Source organism: Massilia sp. IC2-476 (assembly GCF_020707295.1).
Lineage (GTDB): Bacteria > Pseudomonadota > Gammaproteobacteria > Burkholderiales > Burkholderiaceae_D > Telluria.
In genome coordinates, this window is record NZ_JAJFER010000007.1 from 210400 (window position 1) to 235738 (window position 25339).

A 25339-nucleotide genomic window follows, 5' to 3' on the forward strand; every position below is an offset into this window, starting at 1 on the left:
CGGCACCCTTAGAAGAAGTGCCGCCAGTCTTCGAGCCAGCCGGGGAAGGCCGCCGCTTCCATGGGATTGGCGATATGGTAGCCCTGCGCGTAGGTGCAGCCGAGGTTTTGCAGGAAGTCCCAGTCCTGGCGGGTTTCCACGCCAACCGCCACTGACATGCGGTCGAGGCTGTGGGCCAGGCCGAGGCAGGAACGCAGCACCGTACCCAGCGGGCGGCGCTTGGAGGCGCCGTCGACGAAGCTGCGGTCGATCTTCAGTTCGGTGAAGGGGATGCGCGCCAGCAGCTGCAGGTTCGATCTGCCCGTGCCGTAGTCGTCGATTGCCAGGCCGAAGCCCATCATGCGCAGGCGCACCAGGCGTTCGATGAACTCGGGGTCGGTGTTCAGGACCGAGGATTCCGGCATCTCGAAGGTCAGGTATTCCGGCAGGATGCGGTGGCGCCCGATGCAGGCCGTGATCTGGCGCACGAAGGCTGGATGGGCCAGGGTCTCGGGCGCCAGGTTGATCGAGATCGGGACCGGGATGCCCTGGTCCTGCAGCCAGCGGCAGCGCTCGGCCGAGAGCTCGATCATGCTCCAGTCGAGGAAGTCGACCCGGTTGTTCTGTTCCAGCGCGTCGATGAAGGCGCCGGGACCCAGCACGCCGTGTTCCGGATGGCGCCAGCGGGCGAAGGCTTCCAGGCCTTTCACCTGGCCGGTCGCGAGTTCGATCTTCGGCTGGAAGAAGGGTTCGAACTGGCGCTTCTGCAGGCCGATGCCGATTTCCTGGAAGCTGAAGCGCGGGCTGCCTGCAGCTTCGCTGCTGCGCACGAGCGGGGTGTAGTTGTCGAGCAGGGGTTTGAGCTTGGCGGCGGTGACCGGCTTGCCGACGGTGCCCAGCAGCTCGACGCCATAGGCCTGGGCCAGGGTCTCGACCGAGAACAGCAGGCCGGCCGGCTGGGCGCCGGTGACGATCAGGCGCAGGCCATCGACGACCGCCCCCGTCGCTGCATGCAGCGACCCCACGCTGCGGATCAGTTCGAGGCCGTCCATGCCCGGCAGCGCCAGGTCGACGATCGCAACGTCCACCTTCGGCGTGAAGCCGGCTTCGAGGCGCTGCAGCGCCAGGTGCCCGTCCGGGACGTCGGTGACGCGGCTCGCGCCCAATTGGCCGAGCAGCTCTACCAGCGTCCTGCGCTGGGCTGCGTCGGCTTCCGCCACCAGGAAGTGCAAATGCGCGATGTCCATCTCTACTCCAGTCTGTCTGACGCAGCTTAACCTGAAGGCCAGCCCGGCGTCTATGGCCGAGCGGCCAGCTGCCCCTGGCGCAGCCCCTCGAAGAAGCACACGGCGGCGCAGGCGGCCACGTTCAGGGACTCCACCTTGCCCGCGTGCGGGACGGCGACGCGGTGCGTGGCCAGCTCCAGCAGTTCGCGCGAGACACCCTGCCCTTCATGGCCCAGCACCCAGGCGACCGGGTGGCGCAGGTCGAGTGCGTACAGCTGCTCGCTGGCGTAGCCGCTGGTGGCCAGCACCGGCACCCTGGCCTCGCGCACCAGCGGCGCCAGCTCGATGTTCTCGAAAATGTCGAGCACGAAGTGGGCGCCCATCGCGGCGCGCAGGACTTTCGGCGACCAGCAGAAGGCGGTGCCGGGACTGCAGTAGACCTGCTTGATGCCCGAGGCGGCGGCGCTGCGCAGGATCGAGCCGACGTTGCCGGGGTCCTGCACGCCGTCGAGCAGCACGCTCGATTCGACCAGCCCGGGCGCTTTCGAAGGGGTCGGGGATTCGACGATGAAGACAATGTTCACGCCGTGCTCGACCTGGCTGATGGCGCCGAACAGGGCCTCAGGCAACGCGGTCACGTGGGCATGCAGGGACTCGACGCGCGCGACGATGGCGGCCACTTCGGGGTTGTTCAGCGCTTCGTCGGACACCACGCAGTGCTCGGGCGCGCCACGCAGCTCGAGCCAGCTTTCGCACAGGTGGACGCCGTCCAGCAGGCTGCGACCCGCCTTGCGGCGCGCCTGCGAGCTGGTGGCAAGGCTTTTCAGCTCCTTGTAGAACGCGTTGTCGCGCGAGGTAATGCTCTTCATGCGGCGGCGAACAGGTCCGGCTGCAGCAGCTCCCGCACCGGCGCAAACGAGCGTCGGTGTACCGGCGACGGCCCGTGCAGGCGCAGGCGCTCCAGGTGCAGCGCGGTCGAGTAGCCCTTGTGCTGGTCGAAGCAGTATTGCGGATACTGCGCGTGCAGCTGCACCAGCGCGGCGTCGCGCGCGGTCTTGGCCAGGATCGAGGCGGCCGAGATGGCGTGCACCTTGTCGTCGCCTTCGACCACGGCGTGGGCCTTGATCTCCATCGGCGGACAGCGGTTGCCATCGATCAGGGCGATGGTCGGCATGGTCTGCAGAGCCTCCACCGCGCGGCGCATCGCCAGCATGGTCGCATGCAGGATGTTCAGGGTGTCGATCTCTTCGCAGGTGCACTCGGCGATGGCCCAGGCCAGCGCATGTTCCTTGATGAGCGGCGCCAGCTCGTCGCGGCGCGCTTCGGTCAGTTTCTTGGAGTCGCGCAGGCCCTCGATCGGGCGCTTCGGGTCGAGGATCACGGCGGCGGCGAACACCGGTCCCGCCAGCGGGCCACGGCCGGCCTCGTCCACGCCGCACACGATGTCGGCGTCGGTGAACGGCCGCAGGCGTGGCGGGAGTCCCGGGTAAAAATTGACCTTCTTTCTACTCATTTCTTACGTCCTATCACGCGGAGCACCGCGTCCGCGCTCGCCTCCGCGCTGTTGCGCAGCAGGCTGTGGTGCATGTCAGTAAAGCGGCGCGCCAGCACCTCGTTCCCGGCCGGGTCGTCCAGCTGGCGCTGCACCGCGTCGGCCAGGGCCTGCGGCGTGGCCGCATGCTGAAGATACTCCGGAACGACGAATTCGCGCGCCAGGATGTTCGGCAGGCCGATCCAGGGCTGGTAGCCCATGTGGCGCATGATTTCCCAGGAAGCGCGCATGACCTTGTAGGCGATCACCATCGGCTTCTTGAACAGCGCCACTTCCAGCGTCGCCGTCCCCGAGGCCACCAGCACCGCGTCGGCGGCCGCGATCGCCGCATGCGACTGGCCATCGATCAGCCGTACCGGCACGTCGGCCAGGCCGGCCTTGTTCACGATCTCGGTATAGTAGGCACGCTGGCGCTCGCCCGCCATCGGCGCGACGAACACCAGCTTCGGATCGCGCTGGGCCAGCAGTTTCGCAGCCGCCACAAAAGGCTCGACCAGGTACTTCAGCTCACCCATGCGGCTGCCCGGCATGATCGTGACCACGCGCGCATCGTGCGCAATGCCGAGCGCCGCGCGCGCCGCAGCGACGTCGGGCTGCAGCGGGATCATTTCGGCCAGCGGATGCCCGATATAGGTCACCGGCACCCCGGCGGCGCGGTAGATCGCTTCCTCGAAGGGGAAGATCACCAGCATGTGGGAGACGGCGCGCTTGATCTTCTTGATGCGCCCGCCGCGCCAGGCCCAGATCTGCGGGCTGACGAAGTGCACGGTCGGAATCCCCTGCGCGCGCAGCTGCTCTTCCAGTCCGAGGTTGAAGCCCGGGTAGTCGGCGCCGATGAAGGCCGCCGGGCGTTCCGCCAGCAGGCGGTCGCGCAGGCTGTTCTGGATGCCCTTGATTTCGCGGTAGCGCGGAATGATCTCGAACAGGCCGCGCACCGTGAGGGTCTCGATCGGCACGTCCGACACCATCCCCTGCTCCATCATGCGCGGTCCGCCGATGCCGTGGAAGCGTGCGTTGGGGAGCTGCGGGCGCAGGCCGGCCATGAGGCGGGCGGCGAGCATGTCGCCGGACACCTCACCGGCGACCATCGCTAGCGAAACCTCAGCGGACAATGCCACGGGTAGCCACCCCGAGGAATTCGCGCATGGCGCGGATGTCGGCGCTTGCCGCCGCATGCTGGGCTTCCAGCTCGAGCAGCGCAGCCTTCGATTCTTCCAGCGTCAGGCCCGAGCGGTACAGCTGCTTGTAGGCAGCGCGGATGCCGTCGATCTGCTCGCGCGTGAAGCCGCGGCGTTTGAGGCCTTCGATGTTGATGCCGCGCTGGCCGGCCGGGTTGCCCGACACCAGCACGAAGGGCGGCACGTCCTGCGTCAGGCTGGTGTACATGCCGATGAAGGCATGTGCGCCGATCTTGCAGAACTGGTGCACGCCGCAGTAGCCCGACAGGATCGCATGGTCGCCCACGTGCACATGGCCCGCCAGCTGCGCATTGTTCGAGAAAATCGTGTGGCTGCCGACCTGGCAATCGTGCGCCAGGTGGACGTAGGCCGAGATCCAGTTGTCGTCGCCCAAGCGCGTCACGCCTTCGTCCTGGGTGGTCCCCAGGTTCATGGTGACGAATTCGCGGATGGTGTTGCCGTCGCCGATCTCGAGGCGGGTCGGCTCACCCTTCCACTTCTTGTCCTGCGGCGCGGCGCCGATCGAGCAGAACTGGAAGAATTTGTTGTCCTTGCCGACCGTCGTATGGCCTTCGATGACCACGTGCGGGCCGACGACCGTGCCGGCGCCGATGCGCACATCGGGACCTATGATCGAGTACGGGCCGACCTCGACCGAGCTGTCCAGCTCCGCCTTCGGGTCGACGATCGCGCTCGGATGAATCTTGCTCATGTTACTGCCCTGCCGCTGCGTTGTCGTTGGCGCGGATGGTGCACATCAGTTCACCCTCGACCGCCACCTTGCCGTCGACGCTGGCGACGGCCTTGTATTTCCAGATGCCGCGCGAGACGCGCAGGATCTCGACTTCCATCTTGAGCTGGTCGCCCGGCTCGACCGGACGCTTGAAGCGCGCGTTGTCGATGCCCACGAAGTAGACGACCGAATTCTCGTCCGGCTTCACGTTCATGGTCATGAACGACAGGATGGCGGCGGTCTGCGCCATCGCTTCGATCATCAGCACGCCCGGCATCACCGGCTTGTGCGGGAAGTGGCCGTTGAAGAATTCTTCGTTGACGGTGACGTTCTTGATGGCGGTAATGCGCTTGCCCAGCTCGACGTCGAGCACGCGGTCGACCAGCAGCAGCGGATAGCGGTGCGGCAGGTATTCCTTGATCGCATTGATGTCGAGGGTCGTCTTCGCGGTCGTTTGAACTTCGGTATTCATTGTTGTTCTGAGAGAGTTTTGATGGTTTTTTCGAGCGTGCGGATCTTTTCGCGCATCGAGGCCAGGTTGCGCACGATGGCGGCGCTGCGTTCCCATTCGGCGTTCTTGGCCAGCGGGTAGAAGCCGGTGTACTGGCCCGGCTCGAGCACCGAGCGCGAGACCATGCTGCCCGACGAGATATGGACGTTGTCGGCGATCTCAAGGTGGCCCAGCACCATGGCGGCGCCGCCGAAGGTGCAGTGCTTGCCGATCTTCGCGCTGCCGGCCACGCCGACGCAGCCCGCCATCGCGGTATGGGCACCGATGTGGCAGTTGTGGCCGATCTGGATCTGGTTGTCGAGCTTGACGCCGTCCTCGATGACCGTGTCTGCCAGGGCGCCGCGGTCGATGCAGGTATTGGCGCCGATGTCGACGTCGTCGCCGATCACCACGCGCCCGGTCTGCGGGATCTTGATGTACACGCCGGCTTCGACGGCGAAGCCGAAGCCGTCGGTGCCGATCACGGCGCCCGAATGGACGATGCCGCGCGCGCCGATGCTGCAGCCGGCGTGGAAGGTAACGTTGGCGAAGAAGTGCGTGTCCGCCCCGATGCGCGCGTCACGGCCGATGAAGCAGCCGGCGTCGATCACGGCGTGGGCGCCGATCACGGCGCCGCTTTCCACCGTCACGTGCGGGCCGACGTGGGCGGTCGGGTCGACCGTTGCCTGTGGCGACACGACCGCGCTCGGGTCGATGCCGGGCGCCTTCGGCGTCTCGGACAGCGACACGAAATACTGCGCCGCGCGGGCGAAATAGGCGTACGGGTTGGTGGTGACGATGCGCGCGCCCTCGTAGGTCGCGGCCACGCTCGGATCGTCCAGCGGCGACAGGATCAGGGCCGCAGCCCCGCTTTGCGCCGCCAGGGCGCGCAGCTTGCTGTTGCTGAGGAAGCTGATGTGCTCGGGGCCGGCGCTGTCGAGGGGCGCAATGGCGCTGACGGTGATGCCTGGATCGCCGACCAGCTGCCCGCCGAAGCGTTCGACCAGGTCGCCGAGTCGAATGCCGATGTTGGTGTGTCGGGTGTCAGTCAAAATGTGGTGCTTCTCAAAGTCTGGTGCTGCGCCGTCCGTGGACGTATCACTTGTCGAGCAGCTTCAGGATCTTGTCGGTGATGTCGATGCGCGGGCTGTACCATGCGGCTTCGGCCAGCACGGCGTCGAGCTTGTCCTGCTCGGCCACCTGCTCGATGATCTTGTAGGCACGCGTCGCGATCGCGGCGCGCTCTTCGTTCTTGCGCTGCATGAGGTCTTCCTGGAACTCGCGCTGCATGCGCTGCACGTCCTTTTCCATGTTCAGCAGTTCGCGCGCACGGCGGGTGCGGTCGATGTCGGTCAGGCCGGGCGCCTCCTTGTCGAACTTCTCGGACATCTGCTTGAGTTTGGTGACGGTTTCCTCGACGAGCTTCTGGCGCTTCGAGAATTCGGCCTCGATGCGGGCATCGGCCGTCTTCGCCATTTTCGACTCGGTCATCAGGCGCTCGGTGGCGACAAAACCGATCCGGCCCGCGCCCGGCTGGGCCTGGGCGTGCGCCGGCGCCAGCGGCGCTGCGCACAGCGCGGCCAGGATCAGGGTCCGAGGCAGGTTGGCTATCAGCGTTTTCAACATCTTTCTCCGCAATTCTGGCGGCCTGCGCGAGGCGCAGGCGCCGTCTGGCCTGTCAGAAGCCGGTACCCATCTGGAACTGGAAGCGCTCCAGTCGGTCGCCCGGCAGGCTGTTCAAAGGCTTAGCATAACTCAACTTGAGCGGACCCACCGGGGAAATCCACGACAGCCCGATACCGGCCGAGTAGCGCATCCGGTCGAGGCGAATCTTTTCCTTCTCCTGGTAGACCTGGCCGCCGTCGACGAAGGCGAACCAGCGCAGGCTGCGGTCCTTGCCGCTGCCCGGGAACGGGAATTGCAGCTCGGCGTTGCCGATGAGACGCTTGGAGCCGCCGATCGCGTAGCCGTAGGCCTCGTCCACCACGCCCAGGGTCGAGCTTTCGTAGCCGCGCACCGAACCGATGCCGCCCGCGTAGAAGTTCTTGAAGACCGGGTAGCGGTCGCCGCCGATGCCCTTGCCGTAGTCGAACTCACCGCGCAGGGCCAGCGTCATCCACGAGGTCAGCGGGCGATACCACTGCTGCTCGTACACGGCACGGTAGTATTTCAGGTCGCCGATCGCGTCGATCTCGAGGTTGGCGCGCTGGTAGCGGCCGCGGGTCGGCGTGACCGCGCTGTCGCGGGTGTCGCGGCCCCAGGCCGCAGTCAGCGGGATCGCGGAGGTGCTGGCGCGGCCGATGCCGCTGGCAGCGCCGCCGTTCTGGCGCACGAACTCGAGGTACAGGAAGGGGCTGTTCTCGTCGGTCTCGATCTGGGTGCGTTCCAGGCCGGCGCCGAAGTACACGGTATCGCTTTCCGAGAACGGCACGCCGAAGGTCAGGTTGCCGCCGGTCTGGCGCGTCGAGTAGGTGCCGTAGCCGTACAGCGGACGCGAATTGCGGTGGTACATCTGGAACGAGCGCGAGATGCCGTCGTCGGTGAAGTACGGATTGGTCTGCGAGACCGCGATCGTGCGATTGTACTTGCTGGTATTGACCTCGATGCCGACGGTATTGCCGCTGCCGGCGAAGTTGGCCTGCGAGACCGAGGCGGTGAAGGTGAACTTCTCCGACTGCGAGAAGGCGCCACCGATCATGAAGTTACCGGTCGGCTTTTCTTCGACCGAGATGTTGACGTCCACCTGGTCGCTGGTGCCCGGCGACTCCGGGGTCTCGACCTTCACGTCCTTGAAGTAGCCGAGGCGGTCGACGCGGTCGCGCGAGAGCTTGACGCGGTTGGCGTCGTACCACGAGCTTTCGAACTGGCGGAACTCGCGGCGGATCACTTCGTCGCGGGTGACCGTGTTACCCGAGATGTTCATGTGGCGCACGTAGGCGCGCTTGCCCGGATCGATGAAGAAGGTGAAGGAGGCTTCGCGCTTGTCGCGGTTGATCTCCGGGTTGGCGGTGACGTTGGCGAACGCGTAGCCGAAGGTGCCGAGGCGGTCGGCGATCAGCTTGTTGGTCGCTTCCTGCAGTTCGCCCGAGTAGGTCTTGCCCGGCTGCAGAAGGATCAGCTTCTTCAGCTCTTCCTCGCGGCCGAACATCTCGCCTTCCAGCTTCACGCCCGAGACGGTGTACTGCTCGCCTTCGGTGATGTTGATGGTGAGGTAGATGTCGCGCTTGTCCGGCGTGATCGACACCTGGGTCGATTCGACGTTGGCTTCCAGGTAGCCGTTATTCAGGTACAGCGACTTGATCGCTTCCAGGTCGCCGGTCAGCTTCTGCTTGGAGTACTGGTCGGCCTTGGAATACCAGGTGAACCATCCCGACTTCGACAGCTGCAGGACTTCCTGCAGGCGCTTGTCGCTGAAGGCCTTGTTGCCCACGAAGGTGATCTGGCGGATCTTCGCCACGTCGCCCTCGTCGACGTTGAACATGATCGTCACGCGGTTGCGTTCGATCGGGGTGACGGTGGTGGTGATCTTCACGCCGTACAGGCCGTGCGACAGGTACTGGCGCTTGAGCTCCTGCTCGGCGCGGTCGACCGCGGCCTTATCGAAGATCTTGGTCTCGCCCACGCCGATTTCGCGCAGGGCCTTGACCAGCATGTCCTTTTCGAATTCCTTGGTGCCGGTGAAGTCCACTGAGGAGATTGCCGGGCGTTCCTCGACCAGCACGACCAGCACGCCGTTTTCTTCTTCCAGGCGGATGTCCTTGAAGAAGCCGGTGGCGAACAGGGCCTTGATGGCGGTGGTCGCCTTGGCGTCGTCGAAGGTTTCGCCCACGCGCACCGGCAGGTAGCTGAACACGGTGCCCGCTTCCGTCCGCTGGATGCCTTCGACCCGGATGTCCTTGACGACGAACGGGTTGACTGCGAAGGCATTGCTGGCGCAGAGAGCCAGCACGGCTGCGCCAATCATGCTGCGACGGATGAACGGCAGGGCAAAACGATCAGGTTGTGAATTCATTGGCTGGATCAAAGTCATTGGACAACGTACATATTTTTAGCCGGTGCGTCGGGCCGCTTGACGAGCTTTCTAAAGCAACCGCACCAGGTCATTGAAGACGGCGAGCGCCATCAGCATGAACAGCAGGCCGACTCCGAAGCGCTGTGCGAACTCTCCGACTCGCGCAGGCAGGGGGCGCCCGGTCAAAACTTCCAGCGAATAATACAGTAAATGGCCCCCATCCAGAACCGGAATTGGTAACAAATTCATTACGCCTAAGCTAATACTAATAAATGCAATGAACTGCAGATAAGTGGCCAGACCGATGCGCGCGGTCTGCCCGGCATAGTCGGCGATCGTGATCGGGCCGGTCACGTTCTTCCACGACGCCTCGCCGGTGATCATCTTGCCGATCATCTTGATCGTCATGACACTGGTTTCCCAGGTGCGTTCGGCGCCCCTGGCCAGCGCCTCGAGCGGTCCGGAACGCACCGTCACCATCTCGACCGGCTGCGACAGCAGCACCTTGGCCATGCCGCGGCCGGTGGCCGCGTCCTTCTCGGGCGTGACCGCCAGCGGCACGACGCGGCCGGCGCGTTCGACCTCGAGCTGCACGGTGCGGCCGCTGGCCGCGCGTATGGTCTCGGTGAAGGCCATGCCGTCCACCACCGGATTGCCGTCGGCGTGCAGCACCAGGTCGCCCGGCTGCAGGCCGGCGCGCTCCCCTGCCCCGCCCGGCAGCACCTTTTCGATACGCGCGCGCGCGCGCCACAGGTCCAGGCCCAGGGCCGTGGTGACGTCGCCTTCGACATCAAGCTGCGCGATCCGTTCGGCGGGAATGGTCGCCGCATAGCTGCCGCCGCCCTGGCCGCGCAGGGCCATGCGCAGCTCGCGCTTGTCGACGGTGGCATGGATGATCTGCCAGCGCAGCTCGGACCAGGACTGCACCGGGTTGCCGTTCACGGCCACCACGGTGTCGCCGCCGCGCACGCCGGCGATCTGCGCGCTCGAGCCCTGGGGCGCGGCGCGCAGGCGCGCCGAGGGTTCCTCGACGCCGTGCATGAACAGGACTGCCATCAGGCCGATGGCGACGATGAAGTTGGCGATCGGGCCGGCCGCGACGATGGCGATGCGGCGCCACACGCTCTGGCGCGTGAACTCGCGGTGCAGCTCGGATTCGTCCTTGGGCGCCGTCTCGGGGTCGCGGCTATCGAGCATCTTGACGTAGCCGCCCAGCGGCAGCATCGAGATCGCCCATTCGGTCTGGTCCTTGCCGAAACGGCGCGACCAGACCACGCGGCCCATGCCGATCGAGAAGCGCAGCACCTTCACGCCGCAGGCGCGCGCGACCAGGTAGTGCCCCAGTTCGTGCAGCACGATCAGGGGTCCGAGGGCCAGCGCGAAGGCCAGCACGGTATAGATCAGGCTCATGGCTCAGCCTCGCAGGCGGGCGATCACGGCTTGCGCGGCTTCACGCGCGCGCGCGTCCTGCTCCAGCACGGCCTCGATCGAGGACGCCGGGCCGTGCGGCAGGTCTTGCATCACTTGCGCGATCACGCGGTCGATGTCGCGGAAGCCGATCTCGCGCTCGAGGAAGGACTGCACCGCCACCTCGTTGGCGGCGTTCAGCAGGCTTGGGGCGGTGCCGCCCGCGCGTAGCGCGTCGAAGGCAAGCGCCAGGCAGGGGAAGCGCTCGAAGTCCGGCTTGTAGAACTGCAGCGCGGCCATGTCGGTCAGGTCGAGCTGGGCCACGCCCGAGGCGATGCGCTCGGGGAAGGCCAGCGCGTGCGCGATCGGGGTGCGCATGTCCGGGTTGCCGAGTTGCGCCAGCACCGAGCCGTCGGTGTAGGAGACCATCGAGTGGATCACGCTTTGCGGGTGGATCACGACCTCGATCTGTTCCGCCGGCGCGCCAAACAGCCAGTGGGCCTCGATCACTTCCAGGCCCTTGTTCATCATGGTGGCCGAGTCGACCGAGATCTTGCGGCCCATGACCCAGTTCGGGTGCTTGCAGGCCTCGTCCGGCGTCACCGCTTCCAGGGTCTCGACGGCGCGCTTCAGGAAAGGTCCGCCGGATGCAGTGAGGAGAATCTTCGCTACGCCCGCAAGCTGCGGGTCGCGCGCATAGGTGGCGGGCAGCGACTGGAAGATCGCATTGTGCTCGCTGTCGATCGGCAGCAAGGTCGCCTTGTGCTCGCGCACGGCGTCCATGAACAGCTGGCCGGACATGACCAGCGCTTCCTTGTTGGCTAGCAGGACCTTCTTGCCGGCGCGGGCGGCGGCCAGCGTCGGCGCCAGGCCGGCGGCGCCGACGATGGCGGCCATCACGGTATCGGTGTCATTGCTGGAGGCGATCTCGCACAGCGCCGCTTCGCCGTGGTCGACCTGGATGTCCAGGCCGGCCAACAGCTGGGCCAGGCGCGCGGCGGCGTCCGCCGAGCCGACCACGGCGCGCGCCGGCCTGAAACGGCGGCAGGCCTCGGCCAGTTCCTCGACGCGGCCGTGCGCGCTCAGGGCGTGAACGCGGTAGCGGTCCGGATGGCGTGCGAGTACGTCGAGGGTCGAGGCGCCGATCGAGCCGGTGGCGCCCAGGATGGTAATGCTTTGCATGGTGTGCTTCCTTTTACAGCCAGGCCCCGATCAGGGCCGCCAGTGGCAGGACCGGGACGAGCGCGTCCACGCGGTCCAGCACGCCGCCATGGCCGGGCAGCAGGTTGCTGCTGTCCTTCATGCCGGCGCGGCGCTTGAGCTGGGATTCGAACAGGTCGCCGACCACGCTGGCCGCGACGATGAGGATGAGCACCGCGTAGAGGACGCCCCAGCCGAGGACGGCCTGGACGCGCGCGGCGAAGGTGCCGAGCATGGCCTCGCCGCCGAACAGGATGCTGAGCGTGGCCAGCACCAGCACGGCGATGCCGCCACCGATCGCGCCTTCCCAGGATTTGCCCGGCGAGATCGATGGCGCCAGCTTGCGCTTGCCGAAGGCCTTGCCCGAGAAGTAGGCGAAGATGTCGGCGGCCCAGACGATGGCCATCACCGACAGCAGGTAGAGCGGCGACAAGCGGTACATCTCGACGATGGCGGCAAAGCAGCCCACCACGGAGATGGCATAGACCAGGCTCAGGAAGGTGTTGGCGGTGCTGTTCAGCGGCGGCAGGCCGAGCTTGAGCGAGGGTGCGAAGCGCAGCACCCACACCAGCACGCTGATCGCGAACCAGAACACGGGATTCGGGCTCGGCGAAATGAAGAAGGCGTAGACGAAGGCCGCGGTCCAGAATGCGGCGATCAGCGGCGCCTTGCTGGTGCCCGGGTTAAACAGGCGGAAGCACTCCCAGATCGCCGCCCCGAAAAATACCGAGGCGACCACCGCGAACGCCGTGTAGTTGTTGAAGTACAGGACCGGCAGCAGGACTGCCAGCAGTGCGAGCGCGGTGATGATCCGGGTCTTGAGCATTATTGGTCTTTTGCGTCCGTCTTGTGCGTCTGTCTTATGCCTTGGTCTTCTGCGCCACCTGGTCGCCGGTCTGGCCGAAGCGGCGTTCGCGCTGCTGGAAGGAAGTAATCGCCTCGTCCAACGACGCCTTCGAGAAATCAGGCCAGTAGGTTTGCGTGAAGTAGAGCTCGGAATACGCCAGCTGCCACAGCAGGAAATTCGAAATGCGCTCTTCGCCGCCGGTCCGGATGAACAGGTCGGGCTCGGGCGCATAGGCCATGGCCAGGTGCGGCGCCAGCATCTCTTCGGTGTACTCGGTGACGCCCGGATGGGCCGCCACCATCTTGCTTGTTGCCTGCATGATATCCCAGCGGCCGCCGTAGTTGGCGCACACGCTGACCGTAAGGCGGGTATTGTTGGCGGTGCGGCGCTCGGCCGCGCTGATCATTTCCTGCAGCTTCGGGTCGAAGCGGCTCAGGTCGCCCACGACCTTCAGGCGGATGTTATTCGCGTGCATCTTCGACACTTCGCGCTCGAGCGCGGTGACGAACAGCTTCATGAGCAGCGAGACTTCCTCGGCCGGACGGCGCCAGTTCTCCGACGAAAAGGCGAACAGCGTCAGGTATTCGACGCCGCGCTCGACGCAGGCCTCGACGACGCCGCGCACCGCCTCCACGCCCTTGACGTGGCCGGCGACCCGCGGCAGCAGTCGCTTGGTGGCCCAGCGGCCATTGCCATCCATGATGATGGCGATGTGGCGCGGCACGGCAAGCGCTTCGGGAATGGCTGTGGTCGAACTTTTGAACATCTTTGCTTCCAGCTAGGCCGGCGAAGCAGCTCATGAGAAGCAAGCAGCGTCGGCCGTCTTAAAGGGACTCGGACCGGCCGCAGCACGCATGCCGGGGCCGGTCCGCCTGGGCGGGGCATCTGCCCCAGACCCGGTATTACACCGTCATGATGTCTTTTTCTTTTTCCGCCAGCAGCTTGTCGATCTCGGCGACGAACTTGTCGGTCAGCTTCTGGATCTCGTCGGCGGAACGGCGCTCGTCGTCTTCGGAGGCGGTCTTGTCCTTGACCATTTTCTTGACGGCTTCGTTAGCGTCGCGGCGGATGTTGCGCACGGCGATCTTGGCGTCTTCGCCTTCCGACTTGGTCAGCTTGACCATTTCCTTGCGGCGCTCTTCGGTCAGCGGCGGGGTCGGCACGCGGATCATATCGCCCTGCGACGACGGGTTCAGGCCCAGGTCGGAGTCGCGGATCGCTTTTTCGATGGTGCTGCCCATTTTCTTTTCGAACGGGGCCACGCCGATGGTGCGGGCGTCGATCAGGGTCAGGTTGGCCACCTGCGACAGCGGAACCGGCGAGCCGTAGTACTCGACCATCACGGAATCGAGAATGCCGGCGTGGGCGCGGCCGGTACGGACCTTGGCCAGGTTGGCGCGCAGGGTCTCGATCGACTTGGTCATGCGGTCCTGGGCATTCTTCTTGACGTCAGCTAGGGACATGCTGCTCTCCTATTCTTCTTAAATATGTTGAAACGTGGTTCAAACGTGTACCAGTGTACCCTCGTCTTCACCCATGATCACGGCTTTCATCGCGCCGGGTTTGACGATGGAGAAGACCTTGATCGGCAGCTTCTGGTCACGGCACAGGGCGAACGCGGTAGCGTCCATCACCTGCAGGTTCTTGGCGATCGCCTCGTCGAAGGAAATCGAATTGTAACGGGTGGCGTTCGGATCCTTCTTGGGATCGGCGGTGTAGACGCCGTCGACCTTGGTCGCCTTCAGGACGATCTCGGCCGAGATCTCGGCGCCACGCAGGGCGGCGGCGGTGTCGGTGGTGAAGAACGGGTTGCCAGTACCGGCGGCGAACACCACGACCTTGCCCTCTTCCAGGTATTGCAGGGCCTTCGGGCGGACATAGGGTTCCACCACCTGCTCGATGCTGATTGCCGACATCACGCGCGCCGTGATGCCCACATGGCGCATCGAATCGGCCAGCGCCAGGGCGTTCATGACGGTGGCCAGCATGCCCATGTAGTCCGCGGTGGCGCGATCCATGCCCTGGGCGCCCGGGGCCACGCCGCGGAAGATGTTGCCGCCGCCGATCACGACCGCCACCTGCACGCCCAGCTTCGCCACTTCCGCCACGTCGGCCACCATGCGGTCGATGGTTGCGCGGTTGATGCCGAACTGGTCGTCACCCATCAGCGCTTCGCCAGACAGTTTCAGGAGGACTCGTTGGTAGGCTGGTTTTGTCATGATGAAGCGGCTCCTATGTTGTGTTTCGAATTCGGGTCTGACCGCCACTAAGGCAGTCTCATCTGCAACGACAGATGGCGCGGGTGGAGCCGTGCGACCAACGACGCATGCAGCACCACCCTGCAAAAACGGGCCTTACGGCCCGCTTTGTTGATTACTGCTTGTTGGCAGCCATCTGGGCTGCGACTTCTGCTGCGAAGTCGTCCACCTTCTTCTCGATGCCTTCGCCGACGACGAACATCGTGAATGCCTTCACGCTGGCGTTCGAGGCCTTCAGGTACTGCTCGATCGACTGCTTGTCGTTCTTCACGAATGCCTGGTTCAGCAGCGAGACTTCCTTCAGGTACTTCTGCACCGAACCGTCGATACGCTTGGCGACGATCTCGGCCGACTGCGGCTGCTTGCCTTCGGCAGTCGCCTTGTCGGCGTCTTCCTGGGCTTTCAGCTGGGCAACCGAACGCTCTTTCTCGATCAGTTCAGCTGGCACTTGCTCTGCCGACAGCGAGACCGGCTTCATTGCAGCGATGTGCATGGCCACGTCCTTGCCGACTTGCTCGTCACCCTCGAACTCGACCATCACGCCGATACGGGCGCCGTGCAGGTACGAAGCCAGCTTGGCGGTGGTTTCGAAGCGCTGGAAGCGGCGAACGGTCATATTCTCGCCGATTTTGCCGATCAGTGCCGTACGCACGTCGTCGAAGGTCTTGCCTTCGTGCGGCAGGGCTGCCAGGGCGGCGACGTCGGCCGGGTTGTTCTCGGCGATCAGCTTGGCTGCCAGGTTGGCCATGGCCAGGAAATCGTCGTTCTTGGCGACGAAGTCGGTTTCGCTGTTGATTTCCACCAGCGCGCCGATGTTGCCGGAGATGTAAGCCGCGACCACGCCTTCAGCGGTGATACGCGACGCTGCCTTCGATGCCTTGCCGCCCAGCTTGACGCGCAGGATCTCTTCGGCACGACCCATGTCGCCTTCGGCTTCGGTCAGTGCCTTCTTGCATTCCATCATCGGCGCGTCGGTCTTCGCGCGCAGTTCACCAACCATCGCTGCGGTAATAGCTGCCATGTTGAATTCTCCCAAATGTTTGATGTGTGAGCGGATGTCCGCCGGACACCCACGTGATAATTTATTGCTAAGCGTCGTGCTTAAAAAAAGGGGGGCTCGTGCCACGGCTCGGCGCCCCCTTTGATGTTCAGGCAGGATCTCCCTGCCCTACATTATGCCTGCTCGGAAACTTCGACGAAGTCGTCAGCGCCGGCAGCCTTGACCATCTCAACGACTTCGTTGGTGGCATTGGCGCGGCCTTCCAGGATCGCATCGGCGACGCCGCGTGCGTACAGGGTGATCGCCTTCGACGAGTCGTCGTTACCCGGGATCACGTGGGTGACGCCTTCCGGCGAGTGGTTGGTATCGACCACGCCGATGACCGGGATGCCCAGCTTGCCGGCTTCGGTGATGGCGCCCTTGTGGTAGCCGACGTCGACGACGAAGATCGCGTCAGGCACGCCGCCCAGGTCCTTGATGCCGCCGATCGACTTCTGCAGCTTGACCAGCTCGCGCTGGAACATCAGGGCTTCCTTCTTCGACAGCTTCTCGACCGAACCGTCTTCGATCTGGGCTTCCATGTCCTTCAGGCGCTTGATCGAGGTCTTGATGGTCTTGAAGTTGGTCAGCATACCGCCCAGCCAGCGCTGGTCGACGTACGGCACGCCTGCGCGCTGCGCTTCGGCGGCGATGATGTCGCGGGCCTGGCGCTTGGTGCCGACCATCAGGATGGTGCCGCGGTTAGCCGAGATCTGCTTGATGGTCTTCATCGCATCCTGGTACATTGCCATGGTCTTTTCCAGGTTGATGATGTGGATCTTGTTGCGATGACCAAAGATGAACGGTGCCATCTTCGGGTTCCAGAAACGGGTCTGGTGGCCGAAGTGGATACCGGCTTCCAGCATTTCACGCATAGTAACGGACATGTAATTCTCCAGGGTTGGGTCTTGAACGTAGCCAGTCACCTAATAGGCACCCTTTTGCGGCCACGTTCGCGATTTCATTAAAAAAGACGTTTTTTACAACGTTGCTCGATGCGAATACGAGCAACCCGAGATTCTAGCGGGATTTCACGTGGTTTTCAAGGGTTACGAACGGGCATGCGCCGCAGTCAACATTGCGGCGTGGGCGTTCGTCAAAGAGGCCACTGGCCTCATTGACCCCGCCCACCCTACGAAACCTTTATAATGGCGCAATATCGCCCGCTGACCGGGCTAAACTCATTTGCAGGATAAGAATCTATGGCTTCCACTCCCAAGACACCCGACGAAATCGAAGGCATGCGCGTCGCCTGCCGCCTCGGTTCCGAAGTGCTCGACTACATCACGCCCTTCGTGAAGCCGGGCGTCACCACCGGGGAACTCGACCGCCTGGCAAAGGACTACATGATCAACGTGCAGGGCACGGCGCCTGCCACGCTGAACTACGCGCCGCCGGGCTACCCGCCCTTCCCCGGCTCGATCTGCGCCTCGGTCAACGACGTCATCTGCCACGGCATCCCGGGCGACCGCGTGCTCAAGAGCGGCGACGCGCTGAACATCGACATCACCCCGATCACCAAGGAAGGTTTCCATGGCGATAACAGCCGCATGTTCCTGGTCGGCGAACCCACCATCCTGGCCAAGCGCCTGTCCGAAGTGACCTTCGAGTGCATGTGGCTGGGCATCGCCAAGGTGAAGCCGGGCAACCGCCTGGGCGACATCGGCCACGCGATCCAGCAGCACGCCGAGAAGCACGGCTACAGCGTGGTGCGCGAGTTCTGCGGCCACGGCGTCGGCCGCGTGTTCCACGAAGAGCCGCAGGTGCTGCACTACGGCCGCCCCGGCACCGGCGAAGAGCTGGTGCCCGGCATGATCTTCACCATCGAACCGATGATCAACTCCGGCCGCCGCGAGATCCGCGAAATGCCGGACGGCTGGACCATCAAGACCAAGGATCGCAGCCTGTCGGCTCAGTGGGAGCACACCGTGCTGGTCACCGAAACCGGCGTCGAGGTGCTGACCATGTCGGCCGGCAGCCCGCCGCCGCCCGCCATCGTGGTGCCGCTGCTGCCCCAGTACGCCCCGGCAGAGGCCTGAGGAGGCACCATGGGCCAGGCGGCGCTCCTCGACGGCTCGCGCAGCACGCTGCGCCAACGGCTGAAGGCCGAACGCCAGGCCCTGATCGATGCCTTCCACCAGGACGGCAAACCTGAAAAACTGCTGCGCGGCCTGCGCACCTGCGTCGACGGCATCCTGGGCGACGCCTGGGCCGCTGCCGGCCTGCCCGCCAACACCACGCTGGTCGGGGTGGGCGGCTACGGGCGCGGCGAACTCTTTCCGTATTCCGATGTCGACCTCCTGATCCTGCTCGGCCAGCCGGCCGATGCCATCACCCAGGCGAAACTGGAGGCCCTGGTCCAGCTGTTCTGGGACCTGGGGCTGGAGATCGGCCACAGCATCCGCACTGTCGACGAGTGCCTGGTCGAATCCAGCGCCGACATCACGGTGCAGACCAGCCTGCTCGAAGCGCGGCTGGTCACCGGCGACGCCCAGCTGTTCGACGAGCTGCGCCGGCGCTACCGCGAAGCCCTGGATCCGCAGGCCTTCTTCCAGGCCAAGACCGCCGAGATGCGCCTGCGCCACGCCAAATACGAATACACCGCCTTCGCACTCGAACCCAACGTCAAGGAAAGCCCGGGCGCGCTGCGCGACCTGCAGGTGATCATGTGGGTGGCGAAGGCTGCGGGCCTGGCCGAATCCTGGAGCCAGATGGCGCGCGCCAAACTGATCACGCGCGCCGAGGCGCGCCAGCTGATGGAGAAGGAATACGCCTTCAAGGACATTCGCGTGCGCCTGCACCTGCAGACCAAACGGCGCGAAGACCGCCTGGTGTTCGACGTCCAGACCGCGATCGCCAAGACATTCGGCCTCGAGAACGCGGATGGCCGCCGCGCCAGCGAGTTCCTGATGCAGCGCTACTACTGGGCCGCCAAGGTGGTGACGCAGATGAACACCATCATGCTGCAGAACATCGAGGCCCAGCTGTTCCCGCGCCCGAGCACGGCGGTCCCGATCGGCGGCGACTTCAGCGAGCACTTCAACGAAGTCAACGGCTTCATCGACGTCGCCGAGGACGACACCTTCGAGCGCTTCCCCTCGACCGTGCTCGGGATCTTCGTCGCCATGACCGAGCGCCCGGACATCAAGGGCATGACGGCGCGCACCATGCGCTCCCTGTGGCATGCGCGGAACGTGATCGACGCGGGGTTCCGCGCCAATGCGGCCAACCGCGCCCTGTTCCTGCGCATCCTGAAGGCGCCGAGCGGCCTGGTGCACGCGCTGCGGCGCATGAACGACATGGGCGTGCTGGGCCGCTACCTGCCCGCCTTCCGCAGCATCACCGGCCAGATGCAGCACGACCTGTTCCACGTCTACACCGTGGACCAGCACATCATGATGGTGGTGCGTAACCTGCGCCGCTTCACGATGCCGGAGCATGCCCACGAATACCCGTTCTGCAGCCAGCTGATCGCCAACTTCCGCGACCGCTGGCTGCTGTACGTGGCCGCCCTGTTCCACGACATCGCCAAGGGCCGCGGCGGCGACCATTCGGAACTCGGCATGATCGATGCGCGCGAGTTCTGCCGCGGCCACGGCATCTCCGCGCCCGATACCGAACTGGTGGTGTTCCTGGTCCAGCATCACCTGGCCATGTCGACCGTCGCCCAGAAACAGGACATGTCCGATCCGGACGTGATTGCCAGCTTTGCCGCCCTGGTCAAGGACGAACGCCACCTGACGGCGCTCTACCTGCTCACCGTGGCCGACATCCGCGGCACCAGCCCCAAGGTCTGGAATGCCTGGAAGGCCAAGCTGCTGGAAGACTTGTACAAGGTCACCCTGCGTGTCCTGGGCGGCGAGCCGCATAGCGCCGACCGCGAGCTGCGCGCGCGCCAGAAGGAAGCCCTCGCCACGCTGCGCCTGTACGGCCTGGGGGCCGAGGCCCACGAAGCGCTGTGGAAGCAGCTCGACGTCGCCTATTTCCTGCGCCACGACGCCTCCGACATCGCCTGGCAGACGCGCGCCCTGCACGACAAGGTCGACAGCGGCAAGCCGGTGGTGAAGGCGCGCCTGGCGCCGATCGGCGAAGGCCTGCAGGTGGCCGTCTACATCAAGGACCAGCCCGACCTGTTCGCGCGCATCTGCGGCTACTTCGAGCGCAAGAACTTCAGCATCCTCGACGCCAAGATCCACACCACGCGCCACGGCTACGCACTGGACTCCTTCCTCGTCACGGAAGAGAATTTCGCGGGGAGCTACCGCGACATCATCAGCCTGATCGAGCACGAACTGTGCGTGCAGCTGGCCTCGCAGGAAGCCCTGGCGCCGCCTACGCGCGGCCGCCTGTCGCGCCTGTCGCGCACCTTCCCGGTCACCCCCACCGTGGACCTTCGACCGGACGAGCGCGGCCAGTTCCACGTGCTGTCGGTCGCCGCCAACGACCGCCCCGGCCTGCTGTACGCGATCGCCAGCGTGCTGACGCGCTACCGCATCAACCTGCACACCGCCAAGATCATGACCCTGGGCGAGCGCGTCGAGGACGTATTCCTGATCGACGGCGCCGCCCTGAACAACCCGCGCACCCAGGTCCAGCTCGAGACCGACCTGCTGGATGCGCTCAAGATTTAAACCCTCAGTTTCAACCCTTTTTCCTGTTTTCCCGATGACCGAACCTGTCCGCCTCTCCAAACGTATGTCCGAACTCGGCCTGTCCTCGCGCCGCGAAGCCGATGACTGGATCGCCAAAGGCTGGGTGCGGGTGGACGGCAAGGTGGTGTCGGAACTGGGCAGCAAGGTGCTGCCGCACCAGAAGATCACCGTCGAACGCCAGGCCGCCGCCGAGCAGTCCAAGCGCGTCACGGTCCTGATCAACAAGCCGGTCGGCTACGTCAGCGGCCAGGCCGAAGACGGCTACAAGCCGGCCGTCACCCTGATCAAGCCGGAGAACCGCTGGGCCGATGACCCGTCGCCCGAGCAGTTCCACCCGACCCAGCTGCGCAGCCTGGTCCCGGCCGGCCGCCTCGACATCGACTCGGTGGGCCTGCTGGTGCTGACCCAGGACGGCCGCATCGCCAAGCAGCTCATCGGCGAGAACACGGAGATCGAAAAGGAATACCTGGTGCGGGTGCAGTACACCAGGCCGGGCACGCTGCCGGAAGCGGACCTCAGGAAACTCAACCACGGCCTGTGGATGGACGGGAAGCCCCTGCTGCCGGCCAAGGTGCGCTGGCAGAACGAGGACCAGCTCAGCTTCACCTTGCGGGAGGGTCGCAAGCGCCAGATCCGCCGCATGTGCGAGATGGTGGGACTGAAGGTGCTTGGCCTCAAGCGTGTGCGCATCGGGAAGGTGAAGCTGGGCGACCTGCCGCCGGGGCAGTGGCGTTACCTGCGGCCGGACGAGCAGTTCTAGGAAGCCTCCGCCCAGGCCTCCCGAACGCAGCGCCGTGGCGCCGCGAGCGAGCGGTGCATCAGGTAGCGCGTGCCGGGCACATACAGGCCGCCGGCAAAGATCAGGTCACGCCACCACCCATTACCACCAGCCTGGAAGCATGGCGTCAGCGCGCGGCTCAGGGCCTGGTAGGCGCGCACGGTGCGCAGGCGACCGGCTGAATAGCGCGCCAGCCCTTCCGAAGGGCCGTACTGCTGGACGCTGCCTGCCAGCGCCAGCGCATCCTGCACCGCCAGGGTGGAACCCATGCCGAGCTGCGGGCTCATGGCGTGGGCGGCGTCGCCAACGATCGCGATCGGGCCTTCCGCCAGCCGCGCCGGGCGCGCGTGGCAATAGCTCGCAAACGCGAACTGGTCGTGCGAGTGGATGCGTTCCACCACGGCGCTTGACTCGGGCCACAGCGCCAGCAGCTCGGCTTTCCAGTCTTCGATCAGCGTCGCCAGCCAGACCGCGTGCTGGCCGCGGTGCAGGCTCCAGAAAAAGGAGACCCGCAGCCCATCCTGGACACGCTCGGTCGGCATGATGCCAAACATGCGGCGCGTGCCGCCGTAGCGCTGCAGGAGGTCGGTGGGCGCATGCCATGCCGGCAGGTCGATCAACGACCACAGGGCGCCCCAGGCGTAGGGGGTGGAAGGCACCGCGAGGCCGGAGTCGGCCGGCAGGCGCGAGGTGGCGCCGTTGGCAATGACGACGAAGTCGAAATCGTGTACGGTGTCGCCGGCTGCAATGAGGCCACGTCCGTCCTGCGCACGCACGCTGGCGACGTCGGCGCCGAATTGCAGCGCCACACCGAGGCGCAGGCATTCCTGGTGCAGCACGCCGCCCAGCGCGGAGCGGCTCACGGCGCGCGCCTGCAAGTCCCCGTAGGCGATGTCGACCAGCTTCCAGCCGCGGTGGTTCAGGCCGACCAGGCGTTCGATCGGCACGCTGGCCGCCTCGAAGGCCGGGCCGACGCCCAGGTCCCCGATTGCCGCTACGCCCTGCGGCTGGATCAGCACTCCGGCGCCGAGCGTGGCCAGCGATGGGTGTTTTTCGAAGACGTGGACTTCATGGCCATGGCGCGCCAGGCCGATGGCGGTGGCCAGTCCCGCCGTTCCCGCGCCTACGATACCGACTCGACAGCCCTTCCGCTTGGATTGCAGCATCTTGATCTCCCTATACCGGCGCAGAGTGGACCGCTGGCCAGGCAATGAAGATTATAGATGAGCAACAGTCCGCCGGGGACCAGCGAATACGGCCAGAATGGCGCTACGACAGTCTCAGGGAAATCAAATATGGAACTGGTCTACACGATCGGCCACTCCAACCGGCCGATCGAAGAATTCATCGACCTGCTGCGCGAGCACGGCATCAAACGCGTGCTCGACATCCGCACGGTGCCGAAGTCGCGTCATAACCCCCAGTTTGGGCAGGACCAGCTGCCTGGATCGCTCGAACAGGCGGGCATCGGCTACGAGTACATCCGCGAACTCGGGGGACTGCGCAAGGCGCGCAAGGATACGCCCAACGGCGCCTGGCGCAATGCCTCGTTCCGCGGCTATGCGGACCACATGCAGACGGATGCATTCCGGGAGCACGTCGATATCGTCGCCGCCATGGCGCAGTCGATGCGCTGCGCCCTGATGTGCGCCGAGGCAGTGCCCTGGCGCTGCCACCGCTCAATGGTGGCCGATGCGCTGGCGGTGCGGGGCGTGCCGGTCGAGCATATCATCAACAGGGGCAAAACCAAGCCCCATACCTTGACGCCGTTCGCGCAGGTGAGCGGCACGCAGATCCTCTATCCGCCGGAGGCGGCAGAGGCGCACACTTGACGCTCAGTCCCGGCGGCGGTCGGCCAGGAACTGTTGGGCGCGCGGGTGCTGCGGGTTGGTGAAGAAGGCCTCGGGCGTGGCGCGTTCCAGGATGCGCCCTTCGGCCATGAACAGGATGCGGTCGGCCACTTCGCGCGCAAAGCCCATCTCGTGGGTGACGCAGACCATGGTCATGCCCTGCTGTGCGAGCGAACGCATTACCTGCAGAACTTCGCCCACCATTTCCGGATCGAGGGCACTGGTCGGCTCGTCGAACAGCATGATCGGCGGACGCATGGCCAGGCTGCGTGCGATCGCCACGCGCTGCTGCTGGCCGCCCGACAGCGCGTTCGGATAGGCGTCGCGCTTGTGCGCCAGGCCCACCTGCTCCAGCAGCAGCATCGCGTACTCGCGCGCTTCTTTTGCGGTGGCGCGCTTCAGGTTGACGGGCGCCAGCGTGCAGTTCTCCAGCACCGTCAGGTGCGGGAACAGGTTGAAGTGCTGGAACACGAAGCCGATCCCGGCGCGCAGCTCGTTGACGTCCAGGCCCCTGGCGTGGATATCGCGGCCATCAATGTTGATACTGCCGCTGTCGATTTCTTCGAGCCGGTTGAGAGTGCGGATCAGCGTGGACTTGCCGGAACCGGAGGGGCCGCACACGACCACCACTTCGTTCTTTTCCACCCGCTCGCTGATGTCGACCAGGGCGTGGTATTTGGTCGATCCTTCGCCGTACCACTTGTTGACTTTGTCGAGAACGATCATCGTTCGCTTTCTTGATTACGAAGCCTGCCTTGCGCCGCGCTGCATGCGGCGTTCGAGCAGGAAGGCCAGGCGGGACAGGCCGAAACAGAGGATGAAATAGGTCAGCGCCAGGATCAGGTACACCTCGACCGCCTGGGTGAACACCAGCGTGTTGACCTGGGTCGCGATGAACGAGACCTCGGACAAGCCGATGATGTAGCCGAGCGAGGTCGCCTTGATGGTCGAGACCAGCTGGCTGACGATCGAGGGCAGGCCGTTCCTCAGGGTCTGCGGCAGCACCACCAGGCGCAGCGCCTGAGCATAGGACAGGCCGAGCGAGCGGGCGCTTTCCAGCTGCCCCTTCGGCAGCGCACGGATACCGGCGGCCACGATCTCGGCCAGGTACACGCCGTCGAACAGCACCAGCACCATCAGCATGGTCGTGGCCTGCCCGGTCTTGACGCCGGTGACGGCCGGCAGGAAGAAGTACACCCAGAACACCACCAGCAGCAGCGGCACCGCGCGCACCAGCTGCACCAGCGCGGCGACGGGCCAGGCGACGGCGCGGCGGCTGCTCACGCGCGCCACGCCCAGCAGCAGGCCGAAAGGCATTGCCAGCAGCAGCGCCCCAAACGACAGCAGCACGGTAAGCGCCAGGCCGCCGAGCGGACCGTCCGGGTACTGGCCGACGAGGAAATAGAGCCAATAGGTATCGATCAGTTCGAGCATATTGACCTCATGCCGGACGGACCGGATAACGCCGCTGGAACAGCCAGGCGGCAAACGAAATCAGCAGCGATACGCTCAAGTACGCCAGGGTCGCGAAGGTGAACGCTTCGGCGCTGCGGAAGCTGCTCGTTTCCACGCGTGCGGCCTGGTACATCAGTTCGGCGGCGCCGATGACGGTGGCCACGCTGGTGTCCTTCCACAGGTTGACGGTCTGCGACAGCAGCGGCGGAATCGAGGCCCGGAAGGCTTGCGGCAGCAGTACCAGGCGCACAGCAGCAAATCTTCCCAGGCCCAGCGAACGCGCCGCTTCCAGCTGGCTCGGGGGCACCGCGCGGATACCGCTGCGGATGTCCTCGGCCATGTGCACACCGCTGTACAGCGCCAGTGCGATGACGGCGCATACGGCTTCCGGGTTGTGCGCGTACAGGAACTCGCGCGCGCCCTCGGGCAGCAATTCGGGGAAGGCAAAGTACCAAAACAGCAGGTGCGCCAGCAGCGGCACGTTGCGGATCGCTTCGATAATCGTAGAAGCAATCGCACGCGCAGGCGCGAAGCTGGCCGTGCGCATCACCGCCAGCAGCGCGCCGAAGGGCAAGGCAACGACGAAGCTCGCTGCCGTCAGTTGCAGCGACAGGATGAGACCCTGCACCAGCCAGTCATGGTACTGGCCGGATTGCGGGATGCTGGGGTCGAAAAACTGCAAA

At 65.3% G+C, this 25339-nt stretch carries 25 protein-coding genes; 4 read left to right on the forward strand and 21 right to left on the reverse strand.

All coding sequences use genetic code 11. The features are described from left to right. Positions 1 to 8: 8 nt before the first annotated feature. From LK539_RS18700 to rpsB, 17 genes are all read right to left on the reverse strand, one after another. Complete coding sequence (locus tag LK539_RS18700; protein ID WP_227802570.1) at positions 9 to 1226, reverse strand: EAL domain-containing protein; 1218 nt, start codon at positions 1224 to 1226, stop codon at positions 9 to 11. Positions 1227 to 1276: 50 nt separating this feature from the next. Beyond that, entirely contained in the window at positions 1277 to 2074 is a 798-nt protein-coding gene (locus LK539_RS18705; protein WP_227802571.1) for an RNA methyltransferase, read from the reverse strand. After that, positions 2071 to 2718: a ribonuclease HII gene (gene rnhB / locus LK539_RS18710; RefSeq protein ID WP_227802572.1), complete on the reverse strand. Its 648-nt coding sequence runs from the start codon at positions 2716 to 2718 to the stop codon at positions 2071 to 2073. The genes LK539_RS18705 and rnhB overlap by 4 nt, the downstream gene beginning before the upstream one ends. After that, positions 2715 to 3845, reverse strand: a complete 1131-nt coding sequence (lpxB, locus tag LK539_RS18715) for a lipid-A-disaccharide synthase (RefSeq protein ID WP_227802662.1) — start codon at positions 3843 to 3845, stop codon at positions 2715 to 2717. The genes rnhB and lpxB overlap by 4 nt, the downstream gene beginning before the upstream one ends. 13 nt (positions 3846 to 3858) lie before the next feature. Then, positions 3859 to 4647, reverse strand: coding sequence for an acyl-ACP--UDP-N-acetylglucosamine O-acyltransferase (gene lpxA, locus LK539_RS18720; protein ID WP_227802573.1), 789 nt, complete (start codon positions 4645 to 4647; stop codon positions 3859 to 3861). A gap of 1 nt (position 4648) precedes the next feature. Continuing rightward, entirely contained in the window at positions 4649 to 5140 is a 492-nt protein-coding gene (gene fabZ, locus LK539_RS18725; protein ID WP_227802574.1) for a 3-hydroxyacyl-ACP dehydratase FabZ, read from the reverse strand. Then, positions 5137 to 6186 (reverse strand): UDP-3-O-(3-hydroxymyristoyl)glucosamine N-acyltransferase, encoded by a 1050-nt coding sequence (lpxD, locus tag LK539_RS18730; protein WP_227802663.1) that lies wholly within the window; start codon positions 6184 to 6186, stop codon positions 5137 to 5139. The genes fabZ and lpxD overlap by 4 nt, the downstream gene beginning before the upstream one ends. A 70-nt stretch (positions 6187 to 6256) precedes the next feature. Further along, positions 6257 to 6784 carry an OmpH family outer membrane protein gene (locus LK539_RS18735; protein ID WP_227802575.1) on the reverse strand — a complete coding sequence of 176 codons (528 nt, stop codon included), beginning with the start codon at positions 6782 to 6784 and terminating at the stop codon, positions 6257 to 6259. A gap of 52 nt (positions 6785 to 6836) precedes the next feature. Continuing rightward, positions 6837 to 9170: an outer membrane protein assembly factor BamA gene (gene bamA, locus LK539_RS18740; RefSeq protein ID WP_227802576.1), complete on the reverse strand. Its 2334-nt coding sequence runs from the start codon at positions 9168 to 9170 to the stop codon at positions 6837 to 6839. A 69-nt stretch (positions 9171 to 9239) separates the two neighbouring features. Further along, positions 9240 to 10580 (reverse strand): RIP metalloprotease RseP, encoded by a 1341-nt coding sequence (gene rseP / locus LK539_RS18745; RefSeq protein ID WP_227802577.1) that lies wholly within the window; start codon positions 10578 to 10580, stop codon positions 9240 to 9242. 3 nt (positions 10581 to 10583) lie between these two features. Next, entirely contained in the window at positions 10584 to 11759 is a 1176-nt protein-coding gene (gene ispC, locus LK539_RS18750) for a 1-deoxy-D-xylulose-5-phosphate reductoisomerase (RefSeq protein ID WP_227802578.1), read from the reverse strand. 13 nt (positions 11760 to 11772) lie between these two features. Beyond that, complete coding sequence (locus LK539_RS18755) at positions 11773 to 12603, reverse strand: phosphatidate cytidylyltransferase (RefSeq protein ID WP_227802579.1); 831 nt, start codon at positions 12601 to 12603, stop codon at positions 11773 to 11775. Between the two features lie 34 nt (positions 12604 to 12637). Next, positions 12638 to 13390, reverse strand: a complete 753-nt coding sequence (gene uppS, locus LK539_RS18760; protein WP_227802580.1) for a polyprenyl diphosphate synthase — start codon at positions 13388 to 13390, stop codon at positions 12638 to 12640. Positions 13391 to 13526: 136 nt separating this feature from the next. Next, positions 13527 to 14087, reverse strand: coding sequence for a ribosome recycling factor (frr, locus tag LK539_RS18765; RefSeq protein WP_227802581.1), 561 nt, complete (start codon positions 14085 to 14087; stop codon positions 13527 to 13529). A gap of 39 nt (positions 14088 to 14126) precedes the next feature. Further along, entirely contained in the window at positions 14127 to 14843 is a 717-nt protein-coding gene (gene pyrH, locus LK539_RS18770; protein WP_036207004.1) for a UMP kinase, read from the reverse strand. Positions 14844 to 14997: 154 nt separating this feature from the next. Continuing rightward, complete coding sequence (gene tsf, locus LK539_RS18775) at positions 14998 to 15903, reverse strand: translation elongation factor Ts (protein WP_227802582.1); 906 nt, start codon at positions 15901 to 15903, stop codon at positions 14998 to 15000. A 152-nt stretch (positions 15904 to 16055) separates the two neighbouring features. After that, a complete protein-coding gene (rpsB, locus tag LK539_RS18780) occupies positions 16056 to 16808 on the reverse strand; it encodes a 30S ribosomal protein S2 (RefSeq protein ID WP_227802583.1) in 753 nt (250 codons plus the stop codon). A 315-nt stretch (positions 16809 to 17123) separates the two neighbouring features. Here rpsB and map point away from each other — a divergent pair, with 315 nt between their 5' ends. The 3 genes from map to LK539_RS18795 are packed head-to-tail and all read left to right on the forward strand — an operon-like array spanning position 17124 to position 21333. Further along, positions 17124 to 17960 (forward strand): type I methionyl aminopeptidase, encoded by an 837-nt coding sequence (map, locus tag LK539_RS18785; RefSeq protein ID WP_227802584.1) that lies wholly within the window; start codon positions 17124 to 17126, stop codon positions 17958 to 17960. Positions 17961 to 17969: 9 nt separating this feature from the next. Further along, the gene (locus tag LK539_RS18790; protein WP_227802585.1) at positions 17970 to 20552 is read left to right on the forward strand and encodes a [protein-PII] uridylyltransferase; all 2583 of its coding nucleotides are present in this window, start codon (positions 17970 to 17972) and stop codon (positions 20550 to 20552) included. 34 nt (positions 20553 to 20586) lie between these two features. Then, on the forward strand, positions 20587 to 21333 hold the full coding sequence (locus LK539_RS18795; protein WP_227802586.1) for a pseudouridine synthase: 747 nt from the start codon (positions 20587 to 20589) through the stop codon (positions 21331 to 21333). Here the strand turns inward: LK539_RS18795 and LK539_RS18800 are convergent. Further along, a complete protein-coding gene (locus tag LK539_RS18800) occupies positions 21330 to 22517 on the reverse strand; it encodes an NAD(P)/FAD-dependent oxidoreductase (RefSeq protein ID WP_227802587.1) in 1188 nt (395 codons plus the stop codon). The two genes, LK539_RS18795 and LK539_RS18800, sit on opposite strands and share 4 nt — an antisense overlap. 129 nt (positions 22518 to 22646) lie before the next feature. Here LK539_RS18800 and LK539_RS18805 point away from each other — a divergent pair, with 129 nt between their 5' ends. Continuing rightward, complete coding sequence (locus LK539_RS18805; protein ID WP_227802588.1) at positions 22647 to 23183, forward strand: DUF488 family protein; 537 nt, start codon at positions 22647 to 22649, stop codon at positions 23181 to 23183. A 3-nt stretch (positions 23184 to 23186) separates the two neighbouring features. On the opposite strand, the gene LK539_RS18810 is transcribed toward LK539_RS18805, so the two are convergent. From LK539_RS18810 to LK539_RS18820, 3 genes are read right to left on the reverse strand one after another with little or no spacing between them, the layout of a single operon-like run. Next, positions 23187 to 23927: an amino acid ABC transporter ATP-binding protein gene (locus LK539_RS18810; RefSeq protein WP_227802589.1), complete on the reverse strand. Its 741-nt coding sequence runs from the start codon at positions 23925 to 23927 to the stop codon at positions 23187 to 23189. Positions 23928 to 23942: 15 nt separating this feature from the next. Next, positions 23943 to 24635, reverse strand: coding sequence for an amino acid ABC transporter permease (locus tag LK539_RS18815; protein WP_227802590.1), 693 nt, complete (start codon positions 24633 to 24635; stop codon positions 23943 to 23945). 7 nt (positions 24636 to 24642) lie between these two features. Then, positions 24643 to 25338 (reverse strand): amino acid ABC transporter permease, encoded by a 696-nt coding sequence (locus tag LK539_RS18820; protein WP_227802591.1) that lies wholly within the window; start codon positions 25336 to 25338, stop codon positions 24643 to 24645. Between the last annotated feature and the right edge of the window lies 1 nt (position 25339).

Excerpts from the sequence above, each read along its gene's own strand:
- LK539_RS18700 (WP_227802570.1), bottom strand. The coding sequence starts at position 1,226 with ATGGACATCGCGCATTTGCACTTCCTGGTGGCGGAAGCCGACGCAGCC.
- LK539_RS18705 (WP_227802571.1), bottom strand. The coding sequence starts at position 2,074 with ATGAAGAGCATTACCTCGCGCGACAACGCGTTCTACAAGGAGCTGAAA.
- rnhB (WP_227802572.1), bottom strand. The coding sequence starts at position 2,718 with ATGAGTAGAAAGAAGGTCAATTTTTACCCGGGACTCCCGCCACGCCTG.
- lpxB (WP_227802662.1), bottom strand. The coding sequence starts at position 3,845 with ATGGTCGCCGGTGAGGTGTCCGGCGACATGCTCGCCGCCCGCCTCATG.
- lpxA (WP_227802573.1), bottom strand. The coding sequence starts at position 4,647 with ATGAGCAAGATTCATCCGAGCGCGATCGTCGACCCGAAGGCGGAGCTG.
- fabZ (WP_227802574.1), bottom strand. The coding sequence starts at position 5,140 with ATGAATACCGAAGTTCAAACGACCGCGAAGACGACCCTCGACATCAAT.
- LK539_RS18735 (WP_227802575.1), bottom strand. The coding sequence starts at position 6,784 with ATGTTGAAAACGCTGATAGCCAACCTGCCTCGGACCCTGATCCTGGCC.
- bamA (WP_227802576.1), bottom strand. The coding sequence starts at position 9,170 with ATGAATTCACAACCTGATCGTTTTGCCCTGCCGTTCATCCGTCGCAGC.
- rseP (WP_227802577.1), bottom strand. The coding sequence starts at position 10,580 with ATGAGCCTGATCTATACCGTGCTGGCCTTCGCGCTGGCCCTCGGACCC.
- ispC (WP_227802578.1), bottom strand. The coding sequence starts at position 11,759 with ATGCAAAGCATTACCATCCTGGGCGCCACCGGCTCGATCGGCGCCTCG.
- LK539_RS18755 (WP_227802579.1), bottom strand. The coding sequence starts at position 12,603 with ATGCTCAAGACCCGGATCATCACCGCGCTCGCACTGCTGGCAGTCCTG.
- uppS (WP_227802580.1), bottom strand. The coding sequence starts at position 13,390 with ATGTTCAAAAGTTCGACCACAGCCATTCCCGAAGCGCTTGCCGTGCCG.
- frr (WP_227802581.1), bottom strand. The coding sequence starts at position 14,087 with ATGTCCCTAGCTGACGTCAAGAAGAATGCCCAGGACCGCATGACCAAG.
- pyrH (WP_036207004.1), bottom strand. The coding sequence starts at position 14,843 with ATGACAAAACCAGCCTACCAACGAGTCCTCCTGAAACTGTCTGGCGAA.
- tsf (WP_227802582.1), bottom strand. The coding sequence starts at position 15,903 with ATGGCAGCTATTACCGCAGCGATGGTTGGTGAACTGCGCGCGAAGACC.
- rpsB (WP_227802583.1), bottom strand. The coding sequence starts at position 16,808 with ATGTCCGTTACTATGCGTGAAATGCTGGAAGCCGGTATCCACTTCGGC.
- map (WP_227802584.1), top strand. The coding sequence starts at position 17,124 with ATGGCTTCCACTCCCAAGACACCCGACGAAATCGAAGGCATGCGCGTC.
- LK539_RS18790 (WP_227802585.1), top strand. The coding sequence starts at position 17,970 with ATGGGCCAGGCGGCGCTCCTCGACGGCTCGCGCAGCACGCTGCGCCAA.
- LK539_RS18795 (WP_227802586.1), top strand. The coding sequence starts at position 20,587 with ATGACCGAACCTGTCCGCCTCTCCAAACGTATGTCCGAACTCGGCCTG.
- LK539_RS18800 (WP_227802587.1), bottom strand. The coding sequence starts at position 22,517 with ATGCTGCAATCCAAGCGGAAGGGCTGTCGAGTCGGTATCGTAGGCGCG.
- LK539_RS18805 (WP_227802588.1), top strand. The coding sequence starts at position 22,647 with ATGGAACTGGTCTACACGATCGGCCACTCCAACCGGCCGATCGAAGAA.
- LK539_RS18810 (WP_227802589.1), bottom strand. The coding sequence starts at position 23,927 with ATGATCGTTCTCGACAAAGTCAACAAGTGGTACGGCGAAGGATCGACC.
- LK539_RS18815 (WP_227802590.1), bottom strand. The coding sequence starts at position 24,635 with ATGCTCGAACTGATCGATACCTATTGGCTCTATTTCCTCGTCGGCCAG.